20 protein-coding genes are annotated in these 19434 nt (G+C 66.8%); 9 read left to right on the plus strand and 11 right to left on the minus strand.

Annotated elements, in window-relative coordinates:
* The first annotated feature begins 2 nt into the window (after positions 1-2).
* Positions 3-1796 carry an ABC transporter transmembrane domain-containing protein gene (locus ACRYLO_RS09675; protein WP_482659955.1) on the plus strand — a complete coding sequence of 598 codons (1794 nt, stop codon included), beginning with the start codon at positions 3-5 and terminating at the stop codon, positions 1794-1796.
* On the opposite strand, the gene ACRYLO_RS09680 is transcribed toward ACRYLO_RS09675, so the two are convergent.
* Complete coding sequence (locus ACRYLO_RS09680; protein ID WP_482659956.1) at positions 1793-2086, minus strand: hypothetical protein; 294 nt, start codon at positions 2084-2086, stop codon at positions 1793-1795. The two genes, ACRYLO_RS09675 and ACRYLO_RS09680, sit on opposite strands and share 4 nt — an antisense overlap.
* Positions 2087-2222: 136 nt before the next feature.
* Here ACRYLO_RS09680 and ACRYLO_RS09685 point away from each other — a divergent pair, with 136 nt between their 5' ends.
* From ACRYLO_RS09685 to ACRYLO_RS09695, 3 genes are all read left to right on the plus strand, one after another.
* Complete coding sequence (locus tag ACRYLO_RS09685; protein WP_482659957.1) at positions 2223-2897, plus strand: HPP family protein; 675 nt, start codon at positions 2223-2225, stop codon at positions 2895-2897.
* Between the two features lie 72 nt (positions 2898-2969).
* Positions 2970-4136: a saccharopine dehydrogenase family protein gene (locus ACRYLO_RS09690; RefSeq protein ID WP_482659958.1), complete on the plus strand. Its 1167-nt coding sequence runs from the start codon at positions 2970-2972 to the stop codon at positions 4134-4136.
* A gap of 30 nt (positions 4137-4166) precedes the next feature.
* Positions 4167-4445, plus strand: coding sequence for a hypothetical protein (locus tag ACRYLO_RS09695; protein ID WP_482659959.1), 279 nt, complete (start codon positions 4167-4169; stop codon positions 4443-4445).
* 18 nt (positions 4446-4463) lie between these two features.
* Here ACRYLO_RS09695 and ACRYLO_RS09700 read toward each other — a convergent pair whose 3' ends face one another.
* Complete coding sequence (locus ACRYLO_RS09700; protein WP_482659960.1) at positions 4464-4778, minus strand: hypothetical protein; 315 nt, start codon at positions 4776-4778, stop codon at positions 4464-4466.
* 130 nt (positions 4779-4908) lie between these two features.
* Positions 4909-7257 (minus strand): ribonuclease R family protein, encoded by a 2349-nt coding sequence (locus ACRYLO_RS09705; protein WP_482659961.1) that lies wholly within the window; start codon positions 7255-7257, stop codon positions 4909-4911.
* A 131-nt stretch (positions 7258-7388) separates the two neighbouring features.
* On the opposite strand from ACRYLO_RS09705, the gene ACRYLO_RS09710 reads away from it, so the two are divergent.
* The gene (locus ACRYLO_RS09710) at positions 7389-8093 is read left to right on the plus strand and encodes a carbonic anhydrase (protein ID WP_482659962.1); all 705 of its coding nucleotides are present in this window, start codon (positions 7389-7391) and stop codon (positions 8091-8093) included.
* 3 nt (positions 8094-8096) lie between these two features.
* Here the strand turns inward: ACRYLO_RS09710 and ACRYLO_RS09715 are convergent, their stop codons facing one another.
* Positions 8097-9116, minus strand: coding sequence for a hypothetical protein (locus ACRYLO_RS09715; RefSeq protein ID WP_482659963.1), 1020 nt, complete (start codon positions 9114-9116; stop codon positions 8097-8099).
* An 83-nt stretch (positions 9117-9199) separates the two neighbouring features.
* Between ACRYLO_RS09715 and glpD the strand changes: the two genes are divergently transcribed.
* Positions 9200-10333: a glycerol-3-phosphate dehydrogenase gene (gene glpD / locus ACRYLO_RS09720; protein ID WP_482659964.1), complete on the plus strand. Its 1134-nt coding sequence runs from the start codon at positions 9200-9202 to the stop codon at positions 10331-10333.
* Between the two features lie 63 nt (positions 10334-10396).
* Positions 10397-10576 (plus strand): hypothetical protein, encoded by a 180-nt coding sequence (locus ACRYLO_RS09725; protein WP_482659965.1) that lies wholly within the window; start codon positions 10397-10399, stop codon positions 10574-10576.
* A 42-nt stretch (positions 10577-10618) separates the two neighbouring features.
* Here the strand turns inward: ACRYLO_RS09725 and ACRYLO_RS09730 are convergent, their stop codons facing one another.
* Positions 10619-12151 carry an aminoacyl--tRNA ligase-related protein gene (locus tag ACRYLO_RS09730; RefSeq protein ID WP_482659966.1) on the minus strand — a complete coding sequence of 511 codons (1533 nt, stop codon included), beginning with the start codon at positions 12149-12151 and terminating at the stop codon, positions 10619-10621.
* Between the two features lie 84 nt (positions 12152-12235).
* On the opposite strand from ACRYLO_RS09730, the gene ACRYLO_RS09735 reads away from it, so the two are divergent.
* Complete coding sequence (locus tag ACRYLO_RS09735; protein WP_482659967.1) at positions 12236-13153, plus strand: DMT family transporter; 918 nt, start codon at positions 12236-12238, stop codon at positions 13151-13153.
* Between the two features lie 123 nt (positions 13154-13276).
* Positions 13277-13618 carry a hypothetical protein gene (locus tag ACRYLO_RS09740; protein WP_482659968.1) on the plus strand — a complete coding sequence of 114 codons (342 nt, stop codon included), beginning with the start codon at positions 13277-13279 and terminating at the stop codon, positions 13616-13618.
* A gap of 89 nt (positions 13619-13707) precedes the next feature.
* On the opposite strand, the gene ACRYLO_RS09745 is transcribed toward ACRYLO_RS09740, so the two are convergent.
* From ACRYLO_RS09745 to gcvT, 6 genes are all read right to left on the minus strand, one after another.
* Positions 13708-14349 (minus strand): DUF938 domain-containing protein, encoded by a 642-nt coding sequence (locus ACRYLO_RS09745; RefSeq protein WP_482659969.1) that lies wholly within the window; start codon positions 14347-14349, stop codon positions 13708-13710.
* Positions 14346-14696 carry a hypothetical protein gene (locus tag ACRYLO_RS09750; protein WP_482659970.1) on the minus strand — a complete coding sequence of 117 codons (351 nt, stop codon included), beginning with the start codon at positions 14694-14696 and terminating at the stop codon, positions 14346-14348. The genes ACRYLO_RS09745 and ACRYLO_RS09750 overlap by 4 nt, the downstream gene beginning before the upstream one ends.
* Positions 14697-14812: 116 nt before the next feature.
* On the minus strand, positions 14813-16345 hold the full coding sequence (gcvPB, locus tag ACRYLO_RS09755; RefSeq protein ID WP_482661712.1) for an aminomethyl-transferring glycine dehydrogenase subunit GcvPB: 1533 nt from the start codon (positions 16343-16345) through the stop codon (positions 14813-14815).
* Between the two features lie 32 nt (positions 16346-16377).
* Positions 16378-17736 (minus strand): aminomethyl-transferring glycine dehydrogenase subunit GcvPA, encoded by a 1359-nt coding sequence (gcvPA, locus tag ACRYLO_RS09760; RefSeq protein WP_482659971.1) that lies wholly within the window; start codon positions 17734-17736, stop codon positions 16378-16380.
* A gap of 97 nt (positions 17737-17833) precedes the next feature.
* On the minus strand, positions 17834-18205 hold the full coding sequence (gene gcvH, locus ACRYLO_RS09765; RefSeq protein WP_482659972.1) for a glycine cleavage system protein GcvH: 372 nt from the start codon (positions 18203-18205) through the stop codon (positions 17834-17836).
* 2 nt (positions 18206-18207) lie between these two features.
* The gene (gcvT, locus tag ACRYLO_RS09770; protein ID WP_482661713.1) at positions 18208-19311 is read right to left on the minus strand and encodes a glycine cleavage system aminomethyltransferase GcvT; all 1104 of its coding nucleotides are present in this window, start codon (positions 19309-19311) and stop codon (positions 18208-18210) included.
* Positions 19312-19434 lie beyond the last annotated feature (123 nt).

Raw genomic sequence — 19434 nt, forward strand, 5'->3', positions numbered from 1 at the left:
CTATGGCCGATATCCAGCAGCCGCCCGCCCCTGTCCCCGCCCAGCCGCAGCGCAAGTTGTCGAGCTTGACGATCGTGTGGGGCTATACGCGCCGCTATCCGCTGCAACTGACGCTGGCGATTTTCGCGCTGCTGCTCGCCGCTGGCGCGACCTTGTGGATCCCGCGGACCTTCAAGGAAGTGGTGGACAAGGGCTTTGGCGCGGACGCCGATCCGGCGCAGATCGGCGGTTATTTCCAGGGGCTGTTGCTGGTCGTGGTAGTGCTCGCCTTTGCCACCGCAATGCGCTTTTACTTCGTCTCCTGGCTGGGTGAGCGGACCGTTGCCGACATGCGCGCCGCGGTGCACCGCAACCTGCTGCGCCTGCCCCCGCGCTGGTTTGAAGAGAATCGTCCGTCGGAAATCGCCAGCCGCCTGACCGCCGATACTGCGGTGGTCGAGCAGATCGTCGGCACCACGGTATCGGTTGCGCTCCGCAACCTGCTGATCGCGATCGGCGGGACGCTGTACCTGTTCGTGCTGGCGCCCAAGATTGCGGCCTATCTGCTGGTCGGCATCCCGGTGATCGTGCTGCCGATCATGTGGCTGGGCGGGCGCGTGCGCCGCTTTTCGCGCACCAGCCAGGATCGCGTCGCCGATATCGGGTCGATCGCCTCGGAAACGCTGGGCGCGATGCGGATCGTGCAGGCATTCGGGCAGGAGGACCGCGAGAGCGCCCGCTTCCAGGGCGCGGTCGATCGCGGCTTTTCGACCGCGCGCAAGCGGTTTGCGACCCGCGCGCTGATGACCGCGCTGGTCATCTTCGCTTTGTTCACCGCGATTACCCTCATCATGTGGGACGCGGTCTATGGCGTCGCGCAGGGGCGCATTTCGGGCGGGTCGATCACTGCCTTCGTCATCACTGCGGGCCTTGTCACCGGTGCGTTCGGCGCGCTGACCGAAGTCTATGGTGATCTGTTGCGTGCTTCGGGTGCTGCGGGGCGCCTTGCCGAGCTGCTGTCGGAGGAGCCGGAGATCGCCGCACCCGCCAATCCGGTGGCGCTGCCCCAGCCGGCGCAGGGTGCGATCGACTTCGATCACGTCACCTTCCGCTACCCGACGCGGCCCGAGGTTTCGGCGCTGAACGACTTCACCCTGTCGGTTGCGCCGGGTGAGACGGTAGCGGTGGTCGGACCGTCGGGCGCGGGCAAGTCGACGCTGTTCCAGCTGGTCCAGCGCTTCTACGATCCCGAGGCGGGCGAAGTGCGCGTCGATGGCGTGCCGTTGCCCAAGGCCGATCCCGGCGCAGTCCGCGCGCGCATGGCGATGGTGCCGCAGGAGACGGTGATCTTCGCCGCCAGCGCGCGCGACAACCTCCGCTATGGCCGCTGGGACGCGACCGAAGAGCAGATCTGGCAGGCCGCCGAGGCCGCCAATGCCGCCGAGTTCCTGCGCGAGCTGCCGCAGGGGCTCGACACCTTCCTCGGCGAAGATGGCGCGCGCTTATCGGGTGGGCAGCGCCAGCGCATCGCCATCGCCCGCGCGCTGCTGCGCGATGCGCCGATCCTGCTGCTCGACGAGGCGACGAGCGCGCTCGATGCGGAGAGCGAGCGTCTGGTGCAGGACGCGCTGGATCATCTGATGCAGGGACGTACCACCCTCGTCATCGCCCACCGCCTCGCCACGGTCCGCGCGGCGCAGCGGATCATCGTGATGGATGACGGGCGCATCGTCGAGACCGGGACGCATGGCGAACTGGTGGCCAAGGGCGGGCTCTATGCGCGCCTTGCCAGCCTGCAATTCAGCGAAACCGCCTAACGCGAGAGATACCAGGCCGCGAAGGCAAGCACGCTGCCGAGCGCGATCGCGACCCTCAGCTTTGGGTTGCGCGCGCCGCTGCGGTCCTGCCCCATGCGGTCAAGGTCGAACCAGTAATGCGCCGGATGCGCCTCCCGGATCACGCCCGCGTCTCGCAACCGGTCGAATGCTGCCCGCTCGACTTGACCCGGCGCATATTCGATCGCAGTCCCGGGCGAGATCGCGCGATGTTCGGCGAAATGACGCTGGACGCGAAACTGGCCAAGGTCGGCAGCGCCGTTGGGCGACATGGTTTGCGGATCTCCGTTAAAGCGCCCTAGATAGTCGGGAAGCGCACGGCTGGTTTCAAGGCCGAAGATAGCTGGAGCTTTCGCCGCAGAGGAATCCCCTGCTCGCCCTCGCAATGGCTTGGCGATAAACAGCGGCATGCAATTTCGCCTGTTCCGGCCAATCCTCGCCGGAGCGCGACCAATCGACCGGATGGTCGCCTGCCTCGGTGCGACGATCTGCATCGCGCTGACCATGTTCATCGGTGCGGGACTGGGACTGACCGCATCCGACCTGCCGCTAATCGTCGCACCGATGGGGGCATCCGCCGTGCTGATATTTGCCGTGCCGGCCAGTCCGCTGGCCCAGCCCTGGCCGGTGGTAGGCGGCAACACCATTTCTGCGCTGGTCGGAATCGCTGTGTATCGGCACGTTGCCGACCCCATGATCGCGGCGGGACTTGCTGTCGGGCTGGCCATCCTTGCCATGTCGCCGTGTCGCTGCCTCCACCCGCCGGGTGGTGCCGCCGCGCTGACTGCGGTAATTGGTGGCGATAGCATCCATGCGGCGGGCTATGCCTTCGCCCTCTCCCCGGTAGCGCTCAATTCTGTCGCACTGGTTATGCTGGCGATGGTGTTCCACCGCGTGTCGACACACAGCTATCCCCACCGGCCTGCGCCACTCGCGATGCCGCCAGCCGCCGCCGGACTGCACCTCGACGATATCGACCGCGCACTCGCCGACTTGCCCGACAGTTTCGATATCAGCCGCGAAGATCTGGACGTGCTGCTGTCGCTTGCTGAAACCCATGCGGCAGCGCGGCGCCAGCGCTGACCCGGCCTTTCAATTTTTGGAAAGTGCGGTACGCTCGGCCAAAAGCTGAGAGCAGAAAGCCGAGAGGAAAGCATGACCCGCGAATTCGATCTGATCGTCTATGGCGCAACCGGCTTCACCGGGCGGCTTGTCGCCGAATATCTGGCGCAGTGTTACAATGATGGTTCGCTCAAATGGGCGATGGCGGGACGGTCGCTGACCAAGCTTCAGGCGGTCCGCGACGAGATTGGCGCGCCCGCTGACACGCCGCTGCTCACCGCCAATGCCGACGATCCCGCCGCGCTGCGCGCGCTGACCGCGCGGGCGACCGTCGTCCTCACCACCGTCGGCCCCTACCAGCTTTACGGCAACGACCTCGTCGCCGCCTGCGTCGAGACCGGCACCGCCTATGTCGATCTGTGCGGCGAGCCCAACTGGATGCACGACGTGATCGCGCGCCATCAGGATACGGCAAAGGCGAGCGGAGCGCGCATCGTCCTCTCGTGCGGCTTCGATTCGATCCCCTTCGACCTGGGCGTTTGGACCGCAGAGCAGGCGGCGATCGCCAAATGGGGCCGCCCCGCCCCGCGCGTGAAGGGTCGCGTGCGCAAAATGCAGGGCACTTTCTCCGGCGGCACCTTCGCCAGCGGCAAGGCGACCGCAGCGGCGGCGGCCAAGAACCCGGCGGTATTCAAGGTCCTGCTCGACCCCTTCGCACTCACCCCGGGCTTCACCGGACCGGACCAGCCCAAGGGGATGATGCCCGAATATGACGATGCTGTCGGCGGCTGGGTCGCGCCGTTCGTGATGGCGGTGATCAACACCAAGAATGTCCACCGCACCAACTTCCTCGCCGGCCACCCCTATGGCACCGACTTCCGCTATGACGAGATGATGGTCGCGCCGGGCCTTGGCGATATCGGCAAGGCGGCGGCGGAGGCGATTGCCAAGATGAACCCGATGAACGCCGACAAGGGCCCCGCCCCCGGCGAGGGTCCGTCGAAGGCGGAGCGCGAGGCGGGCTTCTACGAAATCGACTTCATCGCGGAGATGCCGACCGGGGAGTCGCTGACCTGCACCGTCACCGGCGACCGCGACCCCGGCTATGGCTCGACATCGAAGATGATCGCCGAAGCGGCTTTGTGCCTGATCCGCGACGTTGCCGGCGAGGGCGGGGTATGGACTCCCGGCGCGCTGATGGCCGAGCCGCTCAAGGCGCGGCTGGAGGCTAATGCGGGGCTGACGTTCACCGTGGCCTAAAGCTTGGCAATATCACAAGATGGGCGCACCATGCTCCAAAACCGTCGCCATCTCACCACGCTGCTCAACCGCCTCCACGTCGATTGGGATCGGGTGAGCGTTTATGATGACGGGTTTAAAGATGACGCGCTTTTTTTACGCGATAGCGATACAGGATGGCGCGTATTCTACATGGAAAAGGGCAAAGAATCGGGCGTCGTATATTTCGAAGCCGAGTGGCAAGCCTGCCGATATTTTTTGGGTGTGGTTTTCGCTGAACCGGATTTTTTCCTCTCGCCGGGCCATCCCCTTGGTTTTCTACGCGAGTAGCGGTCGCAGATTTATGTCCTAACCCACGTAAAAGCCGAGCATCAGCACCAGCGCCAGCACGACCGACACGGCAATCAGCACCGGCGCGCGCTTGCGGCGGTGGTGCGCGATCACCGCGTCATGCACGCGCAGGTCGAGCCAGTAATAGCCCTGTCCCTCGCGCCGGATCACGCGTTGCGCGATCAGCTTGTCGAACACCGGCTTCAAGTCGGCAGGCGGGGTGTAGAGGATCGTGCTGAGCGGTGTGATCGCGTGCTCGGCGCAGAAGTGATCGACGATACGCCGCCGCCCGCGCGCGAATTTGGTGATCGGAACCGATTCAACGACCGCCATTAGCTACTCCCTTCGTCAACCCGGCCTTGTGGCGGGGTCCACCCAGACGCGCGTCCGACGCTCGCCCTAACAGCGCTGCGCTTGCCGCACCGTGGACCTCGGAACAAGTCCGGGGTGACGAAAAGAGGGGTTAGCGCTTGCGCCCCTGATGCTTGATATTCGCCGGACGCCCGCGCCGCTTGAGCGGGCGCGGCGGGCCGGACTTGCGGCGCTCGCGGTCCGGACGCGGGCCCGACCCGCTGCCCTTGCCGTCGGGCAGTTCGAAGCGCAGCGCCCCCGACACCGGGTTCGCCTCGACCAGCTTCAATTGCAGCCGCTGGCCAAGCGCGAACTCCGCGCCGGTTTCCTCACCGACCAGCCGTTGCCCGGCCTCGTCATAGCGGAAATATTCGCGGCCCAAATCGCGCGCCGGGACCAACCCGTCGCCGCCGATCCCATCGACCGTCGCGAAGAACCCGAACGACTGCACCCCGGTGATCCGCGCATCGAGCACCTCGCCGACATGGCTCGCCAGATATGCGGCGACATAGCGGTCGATCGTGTCGCGCTCCGCCTCCATCGCACGGCGCTCGAGCTTGCTGATCAGCTCGCCGGTCCGCTCCATGTCCTTGTCCGCCGGCAACTCGCCGCCCGGCCCGAGCTTGAACGCCTCGGTCAGCGCGCGGTGGACGATGAGATCGGCATAGCGGCGGATCGGCGAGGTGAAGTGCGCATAGCTGCCCAGCGCCAGCCCGAAATGCCCGGCATTTTGCGGACCATAATAGGCCTGGGTCTGCGTGCGCAGCACCTGGGTCATCACCTCGGCGTGAAAATCCGCCTCCTTGGTCCGCGCGATGACATGGTTGAATGTCTTGGGCCGGATCACCTGCCCAAGCGCGAATTCGACATCGAGCGTCTTGAGATACTCCTTGAGCGCAACCAGCTTTTCGCGGCTCGGCGGCTCGTGGATGCGGTACATCACCGGCGCCTTCTTCTTCTCCAGCGCCTTGGCCGCCGCGACGTTCGCGGCGATCATATAATCCTCGATCAGCTTGTGCGCGTCCAGCCGCTCACGCGGCGCAACCGACAGGATGCGCCCCTTTTCGTCGAGCACGATCCGCCGTTCGGGCAGGTCGAGGTCGAGCGGCTCGCGCTTCGCCCGCGCCTTGTTGAGCGCGGCCCAGCAGTCCCACAGGGGGAGGAGCGCGGGGAGCAAATCCCCCTCCCGCTTGCGGGAGGGGTTAGGGGAGGGCATGTCCAAATCGGATTCCGGTGAAGGTGACAGGCCCTCCCCCGACCCCTCCCGCTCTGCGGGCGGGGAGTCCGCGCCATCAATCGCCGCCTGCGCATCCTCATACGCAATGTTCGCCGCCAGCTTCACCACCGCGCGGCTGAACCGCCAGTCCTTGATCTCACCATCGGCGGAAATCCGCATATGGCAGGCGAGCGCCGCGCGCTCGACGCCTTCCTTCAGCGAACACACATCCGCCGACAGCACTTCCGGCAACATCGGCACCACCCGGTCGGGGAAATAGACGCTGTTGCCGCGTTTGCGCGCCTCACGGTCGAGCAAAGAACCGGGGCGAACATAGAAGCTGACATCGGCAATCGCGACGATCGCCTTCCACCCGCCTTCGTTGGTCGGATCATCGTCCGGCGTCGCCCAGACCGCATCGTCATGGTCGCGCGCATCTGCGGGATCGATCGCGACGATCGGCAGGTCGCGCAGGTCTTCGCGCCCCTCACCCAATGGCTGCTTCGCCACGCGCTCCGCCTCGGCCAGCAACTCTTCGGAGAAGATGTGCGGGATTTCATGCTTGTGGATCGCGATCAGTGAGAAGCTGCGCGGCGCGAAAGGGTCGCCGAGGATTTCGCTGACCTTGGCGAACAGCCGCGGCCCCTTGCCCGTAACCTCCGCCATCACCAGGTCGCCCGGCTCGGCACCGTTGCGGTCGGAGATGACGGGGCTGGTGCGCTCCTTCTTGTCGAGCCCCTGCAGATACAGCCGCCCGCCCTCTTCATGGACGACGCCCAGCACCGCTGCGTCACCCTTGGCGAGCTTCTTCATCGGGTGGGCGATCCAGCCCTTTCCGGCCTCTTCGGTGCGCGCAAGGATGCGGTCGCCGACACCCAGCGCGCCACCCGGCCCGCGCTTCTCCCGCACGCGCAGCCGCGGCACCGGAATGCCCTCCGCCTCCCAGCGCTCGGGCACGGCCCAGACCGTGTCGCCATCGGCCTCGACGATGCGCAGCACCGTCACCTTGGGCACGCCGCCCATCTTGTGAAAGGCACGACCGGGGGCGACGTCGATCAGCCCCTCGTCGCTCATGTCCTTGAGCAGCGCCTTGAGCGCGATCTTTTCCTGCGCCGACAGGCCAAAGGCGCGCGCGATTTCACGCTTGCCTGCCGCTTGCTCCGACGAAGTGATGAAATCGATGATCTGTTGGCGGGTCGGCAGGCCCGGAACGGGCTTCGACTTTGCGTTTTTCTGTTTTGCCATTGGCGGCCAACATAGTCCTTCGCCGCCGCAAAACCAAATGCGTCGCAGAAAATACCCGCCCGCCGCGACCTGCGCAGGCGCGGCGCTCCTATGATCGGATCAGTCCCTTTCCGCCCCCGGGAGCCATGCCGATGCGCCTCAATCGCCGCCATTTGTTCGCCGCTGTCGCCGCCGGCGGTGCTGCGCTTGCCACCCGCCCGCTGATCGCGTCCGAGGGCGGACATGCCGCGTCGACAGTCACCCCGGAAACCGCGCTCGCGACGCTCAAAAAGGGCAATCAGGCCTTCACCATGGGCCGCGCGTTCAACTACGGCCTCAATGACGGCCAGCGCCGCGCGTTCCTTGCCGGGCAGCGGCCCTTTGCGACGATCGTCTGCTGCTCCGACAGCCGCGCCGCGCCCGAACAGATTTTCGAGACCGGCGTCGGCCAGCTGTTCGTCGTGCGCAATGCGGGCAGCACCGTCGCCAACGCCCAGGCGATGGGCAGCATCGAATATTCGATCGTCCATCTCGGCGTGCCGCTGATCGTCGTGCTCGGCCATTCATCGTGCGGCGCGGTCAAGGCCGCGATCGAGGTGGTGGACAAGAACGCGAAATTGCCCGGCAGCCTCGGCGCAATGGTCGAACCGATCGTCCCGGCGGTCCATACCGCGCACAATGCCCCGGGCGATCTGGTCGAAAATTCGATCCGCGAGAATGTCCGCCACGTCGTGCACGACCTGCGCGCGCCAAGCCAGCGCCTGATCGCGGCACCGCGGCGCGACGGGAAGCTCAAGATCGTGGGCGCGGAATACCACCTGGCGTCGGGCATCGTCGAGTTTTTCGACGTCGAATAGGCGTCAGAAGCGCGGCGGCGGCCCGCCCGCCCGGTAACGGGCAAGCAGGCCGCGCACCCGCGTGGCGGCCTGCACCCGCCCTGCCGCCCGCAGTGCGGCCTGATGCTCCGCGCCCAGCGCCACCAGCCCCGCGTCGCCGCGCCAGCTCTGCACCACCAGCCGGTCTAGCAGCGCGCGCTGCATCGCAATGCCCTCGGCCAGCTTGGCCCCGCCCTGGGCGCTGAGTGCGCCGACAAGTCCACGGATCGCACGCACCTGCTGCGCCGTGGCAATCAGCGGGGTTCCCATCCGCGCCAGCAGCGCGCGGTACGCGGCTTCCGCCGCGAGCGCCTCGCCAGCGGCCAGCGCAGCATCGGCGGCGCGCCATTCCCGCTCGGGCACGAATGGCTCCTGCGCCGCGACAAAGCTCGCCCGAACGAACGCCAACGCCCGGCTGCGCTGCATCCTGAACCGCGCTATATCCTGCGCTTGCATGTCGCCTGCGCCGCGCGCGAACCGGAACGCCGTCGCGGTGCGATAGCTCGCCCGCGCCAGTTCCACCGCCTCGCTCCCCCGCCCCAGCGCCAGCAGCATTTCTGCGGTCGTATCGAGATAGCTCGTCCCGCCGCGCGCGGTCATCATCTCTGCGCCGCCGCCGTCGACCGCGATCGTCCGCCGTTGTCGGTCCACCGCAATCGCCCAGCGCTCCCGCACCAGCGCGTCGCTCGGCCCCGACTGGCGTTCGCGGATCGCGGCCATCGCATCGGCACCAAAGCGCAGCACCCCGCGCGCCTCATTGCCCATCGCACCCTCTTCCTGCAGCGCGGCCATCGCTTTGGCGATTTCCTCGATCCCCTCGCCCGCGCGCCCCTGCTTCTCCAGCACCTCGGCCAGTTCGACGGCACAAGTCACCCGGTCGAGGCTCAAACATTCGTAATCCGGATTGTCCGCCATCCGCGCGCGGATCGCCCGTTCCTGCGCGCGCAGGTCGTCGGGCACCTGCACGGGGGCGAGGGCGAGCAGGATCGACAGGCCAAATCCCATGCCGCCATCGTCTCTGCTCCAGCAGCGTGGGTCAACCGTCGAAACCGGTCGCCCCGCCGCACGCGAGCGATTAGGCTGGCGGGGTGACCCATGACCTCCTCATCATCGGCGGCGGCATCAACGGCTGTGCCATTGCGCGCGAGGCCGCGTTGCTCGGGCTGCGCGTACTGCTGGTCGAACGCGACAACCTCGCCGCGCATACGTCCTCCGCGTCGAGCAAGTTGATCCATGGCGGGCTGCGCTATCTCGAAACCTATGAGTTCCGCCTGGTGCGCGAGGCGCTGATCGAGCGCGAGCGGATGCTGGCGACGGCGCCGCATCTGATCCGCCCGATGGCGTTCGTCCTGCCGCATGCCCATGCCGTGCGCCCACGCTGGATGGTGCGGGCGGGGCTGTATCTCTACGACCTGCTCGGCCTCGGCTCCTCGCTCCCGCGCTCCCGGTCGTTGCGCCGCGACGACCCTCGCCTCGCCCCGCTGACCCCGGACAGCGACGGATTCCTCTATTGGGACGCGCAGGTCGACGACGCCGCTCTGGTCCGCGCCAATGCCAAGGATGCGGCTGCGAACGGGGCGGAGATCGTCACCGGCGTTACGGTGACCAGCGCGCAACGCGACGCCGAGGGCTGGACTGCCGCGCTCTCGGACGGGCGGACGTTCAACGCCCGCGCGATCGTCAACGCCGCCGGCCCATGGGTTCGCGACTTGCTCGACACGCTCGGCGTCGCCACGACCAGCGGCCTGCGCCTGATCAAGGGCAGCCATATCACCGTCCCGGCGCTGTGGGAGGGTGACCATGCCTATATCCTGCAACAGCCCGACCGCCGCGTGGTCTTCGCCGCGCCGTGGCGGGGGGAAACGATGATCGGCACTACCGATGTGCCCGTCGCGCATCCCGGCGATGCGGGCATCGACCCGGAGGAGATCGCCTATCTCTGCGCCGCTGCGAACCGCTATTTCCAGCGCCAGATCGCTCCCACAAAGGTGACCGGCACCTGGTCCGGCATCCGTGCGCTCTACGACAATGGCGCGGACGAGGCACGGACGGTGACCCGCGACTACCACCTCGACCTCGACACGCAGAGCGCCCCGATCCTGTCGGTGTTCGGCGGCAAGATCACCACCGCCCGCGCACTCGCCGAACATGCGCTACGGTTGCTCGCGCCGCAGTTCGGCATCGCGGCCCGCCCGGTGACGCGTGACCGACGCCTTCCCTGACCACGGACCTTTTCGGCGCTTGAAGCGCTTAATGTCAGTAACTTGGCAATCAGGAGACCGACAATGAGCATCGAAGGAAAAGCAAAGGAAGCCGCCGGCTACGTCAAGGAAGAGCTCAACGAGCATCGCGATTCGCCCGAGGGCCAGAAGGCAGCTCAGGAAGGCCGCGACCTGCGCAATGAAGGTCGGATGGAAGACGGCAAGCCGCCGAAGACGACCGAGCCCGGCACCGGCGCCGAATAAGCTTCAACTGCCCCCGCTCCGGCGGGGGCAGTCATTTCTGCCTCAATATGCCCGCGCGACCAGGATCCGCTCCACCGCAGGCTTGCCGGTGAACACGCATGCCCCGTCCGCCGGAGCCGCGCCCAGCGGCACGTTACGGAAGGTCAGCTTGAGCGCCTTGATCCGCTCGACCACCGCATCCAGCTCCGCGCCCTCGGGCTTGCTCCACTGCACCTCGACCCAGCCCGGATACTTCCCAGACCCCTCGAAATGCGCTTTGAGCGCGTCGAAGCTCTCGACGCCCCGCACGATGTTCGCATCCAGCCGCGCGCGCGCATCGGCGTGCAGCCCGGACTGGATTTCCTCCAGCAGCGCCGCCGCACCCGCGACGAACGCGTCCTTCGCGACCACCGCGCTGTCGAGCTTGCCGTCCTCGCGATACAGCCGGTCGCGGCGGATGACGGAGACATTGCCGCCCGCCATGTCACGCCCGCCGACCTCGATCACCACCGGCGCACCCTTCTTGACCCAGCCCCAGCGCTTGGTCGCCGCCTTGACCGCCTTGAGGTCGAGCAGCGCGCGCACCGGCTCGCCCAGCGCGCTCTGCTTGGCCAGCTCGGCCTGCAGCCCCTTGCAATAATCGATCAGCGCGGCGTCCTCGTCTGTGTCGCGCAGCATCGGCACGATCACGATCTGCCACGGCGCGATGCGCGGCGGTACGCGCAGGCCGTCATCGTCGCCATGCACCATGATCACGCCGCCGATCATGCGCGTCGACACGCCCCAGCTGGTCGTCTGCGCCAGCTCCTGCACGCCTTCGGCATTCTGATACTTGATACCCTGCGCGCTGGAGAAGGTGGTGCCGAGGAAGTGGCTGGTGCCGGCCTGCAGCGCCTTGCCGTCCTGCATCATCGCCTCGATGCTGTAGGTCGCAACCGCGCCGGGGAAGCGCTCATTCTCCGGCTTCTCGCCCGCGACGACCGGCATGGCGAGGCAGGTCTCGGCGAATTCGCGATAGACCTCCAGCATCTTCATCGTCTCTTCGCGCGCCTCGTCGACCGTGGCGTGGGCGGTATGCCCCTCCTGCCACAGGAACTCCGCGGTGCGCAGGAACATGCGGGTCCGCATTTCCCAGCGCACGACATTGGCCCACTGGTTGATCAGCACGGGCAGGTCGCGCCACGACTGGACCCAGCGCGCCATCGCGGCACCAATCACCGTTTCCGATGTCGGGCGGACGACCAGCGGCTCCTCCAGCTTCGCATCGGGATCGGGCACCAGCCGCCCGTCCTTCTGCACCAGCCGGTGATGCGTGACGACCGCCATCTCCTTGGCAAAGCCGTCGACATGCTCGGCCTCTTTCTCGAAATAGCTCAAGGGGATGAACAGCGGGAAATAGCAATTCTCGTGCCCCGTCGCCTTGATGCGATCGTCGAGCAGCCGCTGGATCCGCTCCCAGATGCCATAGCCCCATGGCCGGATGACCATGCACCCGCGCACGCCGCTTTCCTCGGCCATATCGGCTTCGGTGATAACGGCCTGATACCAGGCGGCGAAATCCGCTTCGCGGGTGACGTTGAGTGCGCGTTTGATCATGGCTGCGCGATTAGCGCGCGATTTGGGGCGCGTCACGCCCCTTCGCGCCTTGCCGCACCGCAACGTCGTCTCTAGGCAGGCGCGGTGCATCGTGATCGCGTCCTTACCGGCCTTGGCCTGCGCCTGCTCGCCATCCTGATGCTCTCGACCATGGGCGCGCTGATCAAGCTGGCGGAGCAAGGCGGCGCCAATCTGGCCGAGATCATGTTGTTTCGTCAGCTGTTCGCGATCCCGTTCATCCTCGCCTGGATCGCCGCCGGCCCCGGGATGCGGTCGATCCGCACGCGGCGGTTCGGGTTGCACATCAACCGCACCGTGATCGGGCTGACCGGCATGGTGTTCAATTTCGGCGCGGTGCTGCTGCTCCCGCTGGCCGAGGCGACGACCTTCTCCTTCACCGCTCCGATCTTTGCCACGATCCTCGGCGCGCTGGTGCTGCGTGAAACAACCGGGTGGCGGCGCTGGGCGGCGGTGATTGCGGGGTTCGTCGGCGTGGTGCTGGTCGCGCAGCCGGGCGACGGGCATATCCCGCTCACCGGCGCGCTGGTCGGGCTGACCGCGGCCTTCTTCGTCGCGCTGATCGCGATCCAGCTGCGCCAGATGGCCAAGACCGAACGGCCCGCGACGACCGTCTTCTGGTTCTCGACCCTGTCGGTGCCGCCGCTCGCGATCGCCTACCCCTTCTTCGCGCAGATGCACGACTGGCAGACCTTTGCGATCCTGATCGGCATCGGCCTGGTCGGCGGCGCGGGCCAGCTCGCGCTCACCGCCGCGCTGCGCTTCGCCCCGGTCTCGGCGGTGGTGCCGATGGATTATTCCAGCCTGATCTGGGCGACGCTCTATGGCTATGTGCTATTCGGCGTGCTGCCCAGCCAATGGACCTGGATCGGCGCCCCGATCATCGTCGCCAGCGGCCTCTACATCGCCTGGCGCGAGCAACGGCTGGGACTGGCGCGGCGGGCGGGGCCGGTTGAGGCGGTTGCAGATGTGGAGGACGACTGAAGGGCGCGCTGGCGCGGGGTATTGCGGCGTCTGATTTCGGGATTTCGAGGTCTGTTCGGTAGTGGCTGCAAATGGGTGGAAGCGGTCATTGCTGTATCCAGCCTATTCGGGCACACTCAGAACATGGCCGCAAATGTGAATATCGAGCATGTGCGATGGGCGCTTGAAGAGCTGTCCGACGAGCGTGAACAGGTCCGGCTATGGCTCTCGGATGGCAGCGCTGGAAAGGAAGTCTCGTCGTTCGTCGAAGCGCGGTGCATTCTTTTCGACGACAGCGGTCTTGGCTATGCCTTAGAAAGAAATTCGACCGGGCTTGGCGAGCAAATCGATAATCAACTCGTTTTGATCGGAACGTTGCTGCGCCGGATAGATTCCAGCAGAGCTCCGCAAGACATCATTGCTGACCCGCTCATGAGCCGTGTGCGGGCCGCGGCCGCAGAAGCTCTCCAAGCCTTGCAGTCCTGACGCTTCTATGTCCGCAATGGGTCGTTAGCCGAAAGGCAGCTAACGAACCGAACCCGCGCTAACCCGTAGCTGCGACCCGCAACGTTACCTTACGCGCCACCACCCCTGCGATACACCAACATCAGATTGTTCGCCGGCATCACCACCCGCCCGGTGCGCGCGAAGCCACAGTCCTCTGCAAGCCGGTCCAACTCCGCAACATCGCGCAGGCCCCACGCCGGATTGCGTGCCTTCAACGATTCATCGAACGCCAGATTGGACTCCGCCGTTTCCACCCCCGCCTCGCGATACGGGCCGTAGAGGATCAGCGGGCCGCCCGACGGCAACAGCGCGGCGCACGCGCGGAACAGCCCGACCGTCGCCGCCCACGGGCTGATATGCACCATGTTGATGCACAGCACCGCATCGGCGGCGGCGATCGGCCACTCCCCCGCCGCCGCATCGATCGCCAGCGGCGGGGCGACATTGGCTAGCCCTGCGCACCATGACGCGATCGACGCCCGCGCCGCCGCGTCGGGATCGCTGGGCACGAAGGTCAGCGCGGGGAAGCGCTCGGCAAAGAACGCGGCATGCTCCCCGCTGCCGCTCGCGACCTCCAGCACCGTGCCGTGCGCTGGCAACAGCACCGCCAGCTCCGCCGCAATCGCCTCCCGGTTGCGCAGCGTGGCGGGCGCATGCTTGCGCACCGCGCCGCTATCCTCCGCGACGATCCACGGCGTCGGATCGCTCATTTCGGCGCGCAGGCCGAGCGGTCGCCCGCCTTGCACCGCGCGACCTGTGCCTCCCACTCGGCCCGCACGCGCGCGGCTTCGGCCTCACGCCGCGCTACGTCGGCCCGCCACGCGGCCATCTTCGCCTCATGCTCGGCCTTTTGCCGCGCCAGATAGAGTTCGTAATCGGTCTTGCGCTCCAGCGTGATCCGGGCGATGCGATCCGCCTCGGCCTGATCGCGCTGGCGCTGGGCGTCATACATGCGCTGCGCTTCGATCCGGTCCGCGTCCTGCTCAGCCTGCGGGATGCGCGGATCCTGCACCGCCATTGCCGGTGCCGCCATCAACATTGCCACGATCAAAGCCATTGCGCCGCGCATCATCTTCGCCTCCCCAAAACCAAAACGGGCGGCGGCACGAAGCCGCCGCCCGCCCGGGAGCCGGGTTAGACCGAAATCCAACCCGGTTAAACAGACGAAAAATGTTACTCGGCCGCCTGGGCCTGGGCCGGCTCCTTCCACACCAGCACCGGCTTGCGCGCGGCCAGCGTCTCGTCGAGGCGGCGGCGCGGCGCGAAGTGCGGCGCGGTCTTGAGCGCAGCATCGCCCGCCTTGGCGCGCTGTGCGACCGAACGGAACGCGCCGATGAACTGATCCAGCGCCGCCTTGCTCTCGGTCTCGGTCGGCTCGACCAGCATCGCGCCATGGACGACCAGCGGGAAATAGACCGTCATCGGGTGGAAGCCCTCGTCGATCAGCCCCTTGGCGATGTCGAGCGTCGAGAAGCCCTCGGCCAAGCCACGGTCGCTGAAGATCGCCTCATGCATGCACGGCCCACTCGCGGCGAAGGGCGCGTCGAGCACATCCTCCAGGCTGCGCAGGACATAGTTGGCGTTGAGGACGCTGTCCTCCGCCACTTGGCGAAGCCCGTCCGCGCCGTGCGAGAGGATATAGGTCAGCGCGCGGGTGAACATGCCCATCTGACCGTGGAACGAGACCATGCGGCCAAAGCTGGAGCCGTGATGCTCGCCTGCGGTTTCCTCTTCAACCAGCACGAATCGGCCATCCTGTTCCTCGACGAACGGCAGCGGTGCGAACGGTGCCAGCGCCTCCGACAGCACCACCGGCCCCGAACCCGGCCCACCACCACCATGCGGGGTCGAGAAGGTCTTGTGCAGGTTGATGTGCATCGCATCGACGCCGAGGTCGCCCGGGCGCACCTTGCCGACGATCGCGTTGAAGTTCGCGCCGTCGCAATAGACGTAACCGCCCGCTGCGTGCACCGCGTCGCTGATCGTCTTCAGGTCACGCTCGAACAGGCCGCAGGTATTGGGGTTGGTGATCATCACCGCCGCCACGTCCGGTCCCAGCCGCGCGGTGAGCGCCGCGACATCGACGCGCCCGTCCGGGGTCGCCGGAATATCCTCGACCGTGAAGCCCGCAAACGCCGCCGTCGCCGGGTTGGTGCCGTGCGCGCTTTCGGGGACCAGCACCACGCGGCGATCCTCGCCCCGTGCTTCCAGCGCCGCCTTGATCGCCAGGATACCGCACAGCTCGCCATGCGCGCCCGCCTTGGGCGACATCGCCACGGCCTTCATGCCGGTCAGCGTGACCAGCCAGTGCGCCAGCTGGTCGATCACTTCCAGCGCGCCCTGCACCGTGTCGATCGGCTGGAGCGGATGGATGTCGGCAAAGCCGGGAAGCCGCGCCATCCGCTCATTCAGGCGCGGATTATGCTTCATCGTGCAGCTGCCCAGCGGGAAGAAGCCGAGGTCGATCCCATAGTTCTGGCGCGACAGGCGGGTGTAATGGCGGACCGCCTCCGGCTCGCTCAGGCCCGGCAGGCCGATGTCGCGATGCCGCTCCAGCCCGCCCAGTCGCGACGCCGCCTTGGGCGCTTCGGCAAAATCGACGCCGGTCGTGTCGAGCGAGCCGATCTCGAAGATCAGCGCCTCTTCGAGCATCAGCGCGCGGTTGCCGGTGAAGGTGGCGGCAGCCTCACCCTCGACCGCGTTCATCTGCGGACGCCAGCCGCTCTGGTTGATCGTGCTCATGCCAGCACCTCCTGAAGAGCGGCGGCAAGGGTTTCGACATCCTCCGCCGTGGTGGTTTCGGTGACCGCGACGACGAGGCCGTTCTCCAACGCCCCCTCGCCCGGATAGAGACGGCCGAGCGACACGCCGGCGAGGATGCCCTTGTCGGCGAGTTCGCGCACGACCGGGCGTGCTTCCTTGGGCAGCTTCAGCGTGAATTCGTTGAAGAAAGTCGGCGTCACCAGCTCGACGCCCGGCACCTGCGCCAGCCGGTCCGCCGCCGCGCTCGCGCCCGCATGGTTGAGCATCGCGAGCTGCCGCAGCCCCTTCTCACCCAGCAACGTCATGTGCACCGACCAGGCGAGCGCGCACAGCACCGAGCTGGTGCAGATGTTCGACGTCGCCTTTTCGCGGCGGATATGCTGCTCGCGCGTCGAGAGCGTCAGCACGAAGCCGCGCTTGCCCTCGGCATCCACCGTCTCACCCGTCAGGCGGCCGGGCATCTGTCGGACGTATTTTTCCTTGCAGCCGAACAGGCCGACATAGGGGCCGCCGAACTGCAGGCCGACGCCGATCGACTGGCCTTCGCCGACGACGATGTCCGCGCCCATCTCACCGGGCGACTTGATCGCCCCCAGCGCCACCGGCTCGGTCACCACCGCGACCAGCAGCGCCTTCTTCGCCTGGCACGCAGCAGCGAGGTCGGACAGGTCGGCAATGCGGCCGAGAATGTCGGGATATTGCACCACGACGCACGAGGTTTCGTCGTCGATCAAGTCGATCAGCTTCGCCGTGTCCGGCTCGGCCGTCAGCTCCGGCACCGCGGTGACCAGCGTGTCGCCGGTATATTTGGCCATGGTGTTGGCGACCGAGACATAATGCGGATGCAGCCCGCCCGACAGGATCGCCTTGGCGCGCTTGGTGATGCGCCGCGCCATGCCGATCGCCTCCCAGCACGCGGTCGACCCGTCATACATCGACGCATTGGCGACATCGGTGCCCAGCAGGCGCGCGACCTGGGTCTGGAACTCGAACATCACCTGCAGCGTGCCCTGCGCGATTTCCGGCTGATAGGGCGTGTAGGCGGTCAGAAACTCGCCGCGCTGGATGATGTGATCGACGCTCGCCGGGACATGGTGGCGATAGGCGCCACAGCCGAGGAAAAAGGGCGCGCTCCCCGCCGACAGGTTTTTCGCCGCCAGTTTCGACATGTGCCGCTCGACCGCCAGCTCGCTGGCATGCATCGGCAGGCCCGGCACCGGCCCAGACAGCCGCGCGCTTTCGGGGACGTCGGCGAACAGATCATCGATCGTCGCGGCATTGACCGCAGCGAGCATCGCCTGCCGGTCGGACGGGGTAAGGGGAAGGTAGCGCATTGGAATTCCCGTCGCCCCGGCGGAGGCCGGGGCCGCTATCGGTAAAGCGCATGCTCCGCCACGGAGCGGCCCCGGCCTCCGCCGGGGCGACGCGCGATTAGAGCTTGCTCACGAAATCCGCGTACGCGCTCTCGTTCATCAGCCCGTCGAGCTCGCTGGTGTCGCTCAGCGTCATCTTGAAGAACCAGCCATCGCCTTCGGGGTCTTCGTTGACCAGCGCGGGGCTGTCTTCCAGTGCCGGGTTGCCCTCGACCACCGTTCCGCTGACCGGCGCATAGACGTCGCTCGCCGCCTTGACGCTCTCGACCACTGCGGCGTCATCGCCCTTGGCGACTTCCTTGCCTTCCTCGGGCACCTCGACGAACACGATGTCGCCCAGCTGGCTCTGCGCATAGTCGGTGATGCCGACGGTCGCGATCTCGCCGTCGAGTTCGATCCATTCATGATCTTCGGTGAAGTAACGGCTCATGTTCAGGCTCCCTGTCGGACATAGCGGTGGGGGACGAAGGGCATTGGCACCACTTCGCCATGATGGATCTTGCCGCGCTGGCTCAGCGTTACGCGCGTGCCGATTTGCGCCATCGCGGTTGGGACGTAGGCCATCGCGATCGGCTTCTGCACGGTCGGGGCAAAGCCGCCGCTGGTGACGCGGCCGACTTCGTTGCCCTGTCCGTCCAGCACCAGCGCGCCTTCACGCACCGGCTGACGCCCCTCGACGATCAGGCCGACGCGGCGCTGGATCGGGCCATTCTCGCGCTCGTGCAGGATGCGTGTCGCACCGGGGAAATTGGCTTCCTCACGCCGCCGCTTGCTCGCCACCGCGAAGTTCAGCGCCGCCATGATCGGCGTCGTCTCGGGATCGAGGTCATGCCCATAGAGCGGCAAGTCCGCCTCGAGCCGCAGCGAATCGCGCGCGCCAAGGCCGATCGGCTTCACCTCAGGCTCGCCGCACAGCAGGTCGGCGACCTTCGCCGCCTGATCGGCGGGGATCGAGATTTCGAACCCATCCTCGCCGGTATAGCCCGAACGGCTGATATAGGCGGGAACCCCGGCGATCTCGAACTTGCCGCCCTTCATGAACACCAGCGCGTCAAGCGGGTATTCGCCCGTCGCATGGCGGTTCAGCGCATCGAACGCCTTCGGACCCTGCAGCGCCAGCAGTGCATGCTCGTCCATGTGATTGATCTCGATCGAATCGGGCAGATGCTCGCGCAGATGGGCGATATCGTCCCATTTGCACGCGCCGTTGACGACCATGTAGATGCCACCCGGCCAGCGGCTGAACATCAAATCGTCGAGGATGCCGCCATTCTCGGCCAGCAGCAGCGAATATTTCTGCTGCCCCACCGCGACGCCCGCGACATCGGCGGGGATCAGCTTCTCCAGCTCGGCGTCGAGGGCTTCGCCCGACAGCAACAGCTGGCCCATATGCGACACGTCGAACAGGCCGGCAGATTCGCGCACCCACAGATGCTCGGCCATGATGCCTTCATACTGGACCGGCATTTCATAGCCCGCGAACGGCACCATCCGTCCGCCGCGCGCCCGATGCCACGCGTCGAGCGGCAGCAGCATCAGTTCTTCGACGAATTCGGGCTCGCCCGTAAGGGAATCAGGGCTGTCGGTCACGCGCGTGCTCCAGAATTGACGACGGAATGCCGCACAGCGCGGCCATTCATCCGTCGCCCCCTCTGTCAC

It is taken from the genome of Sphingomonas sp. SDUR79 (assembly GCF_056821745.1).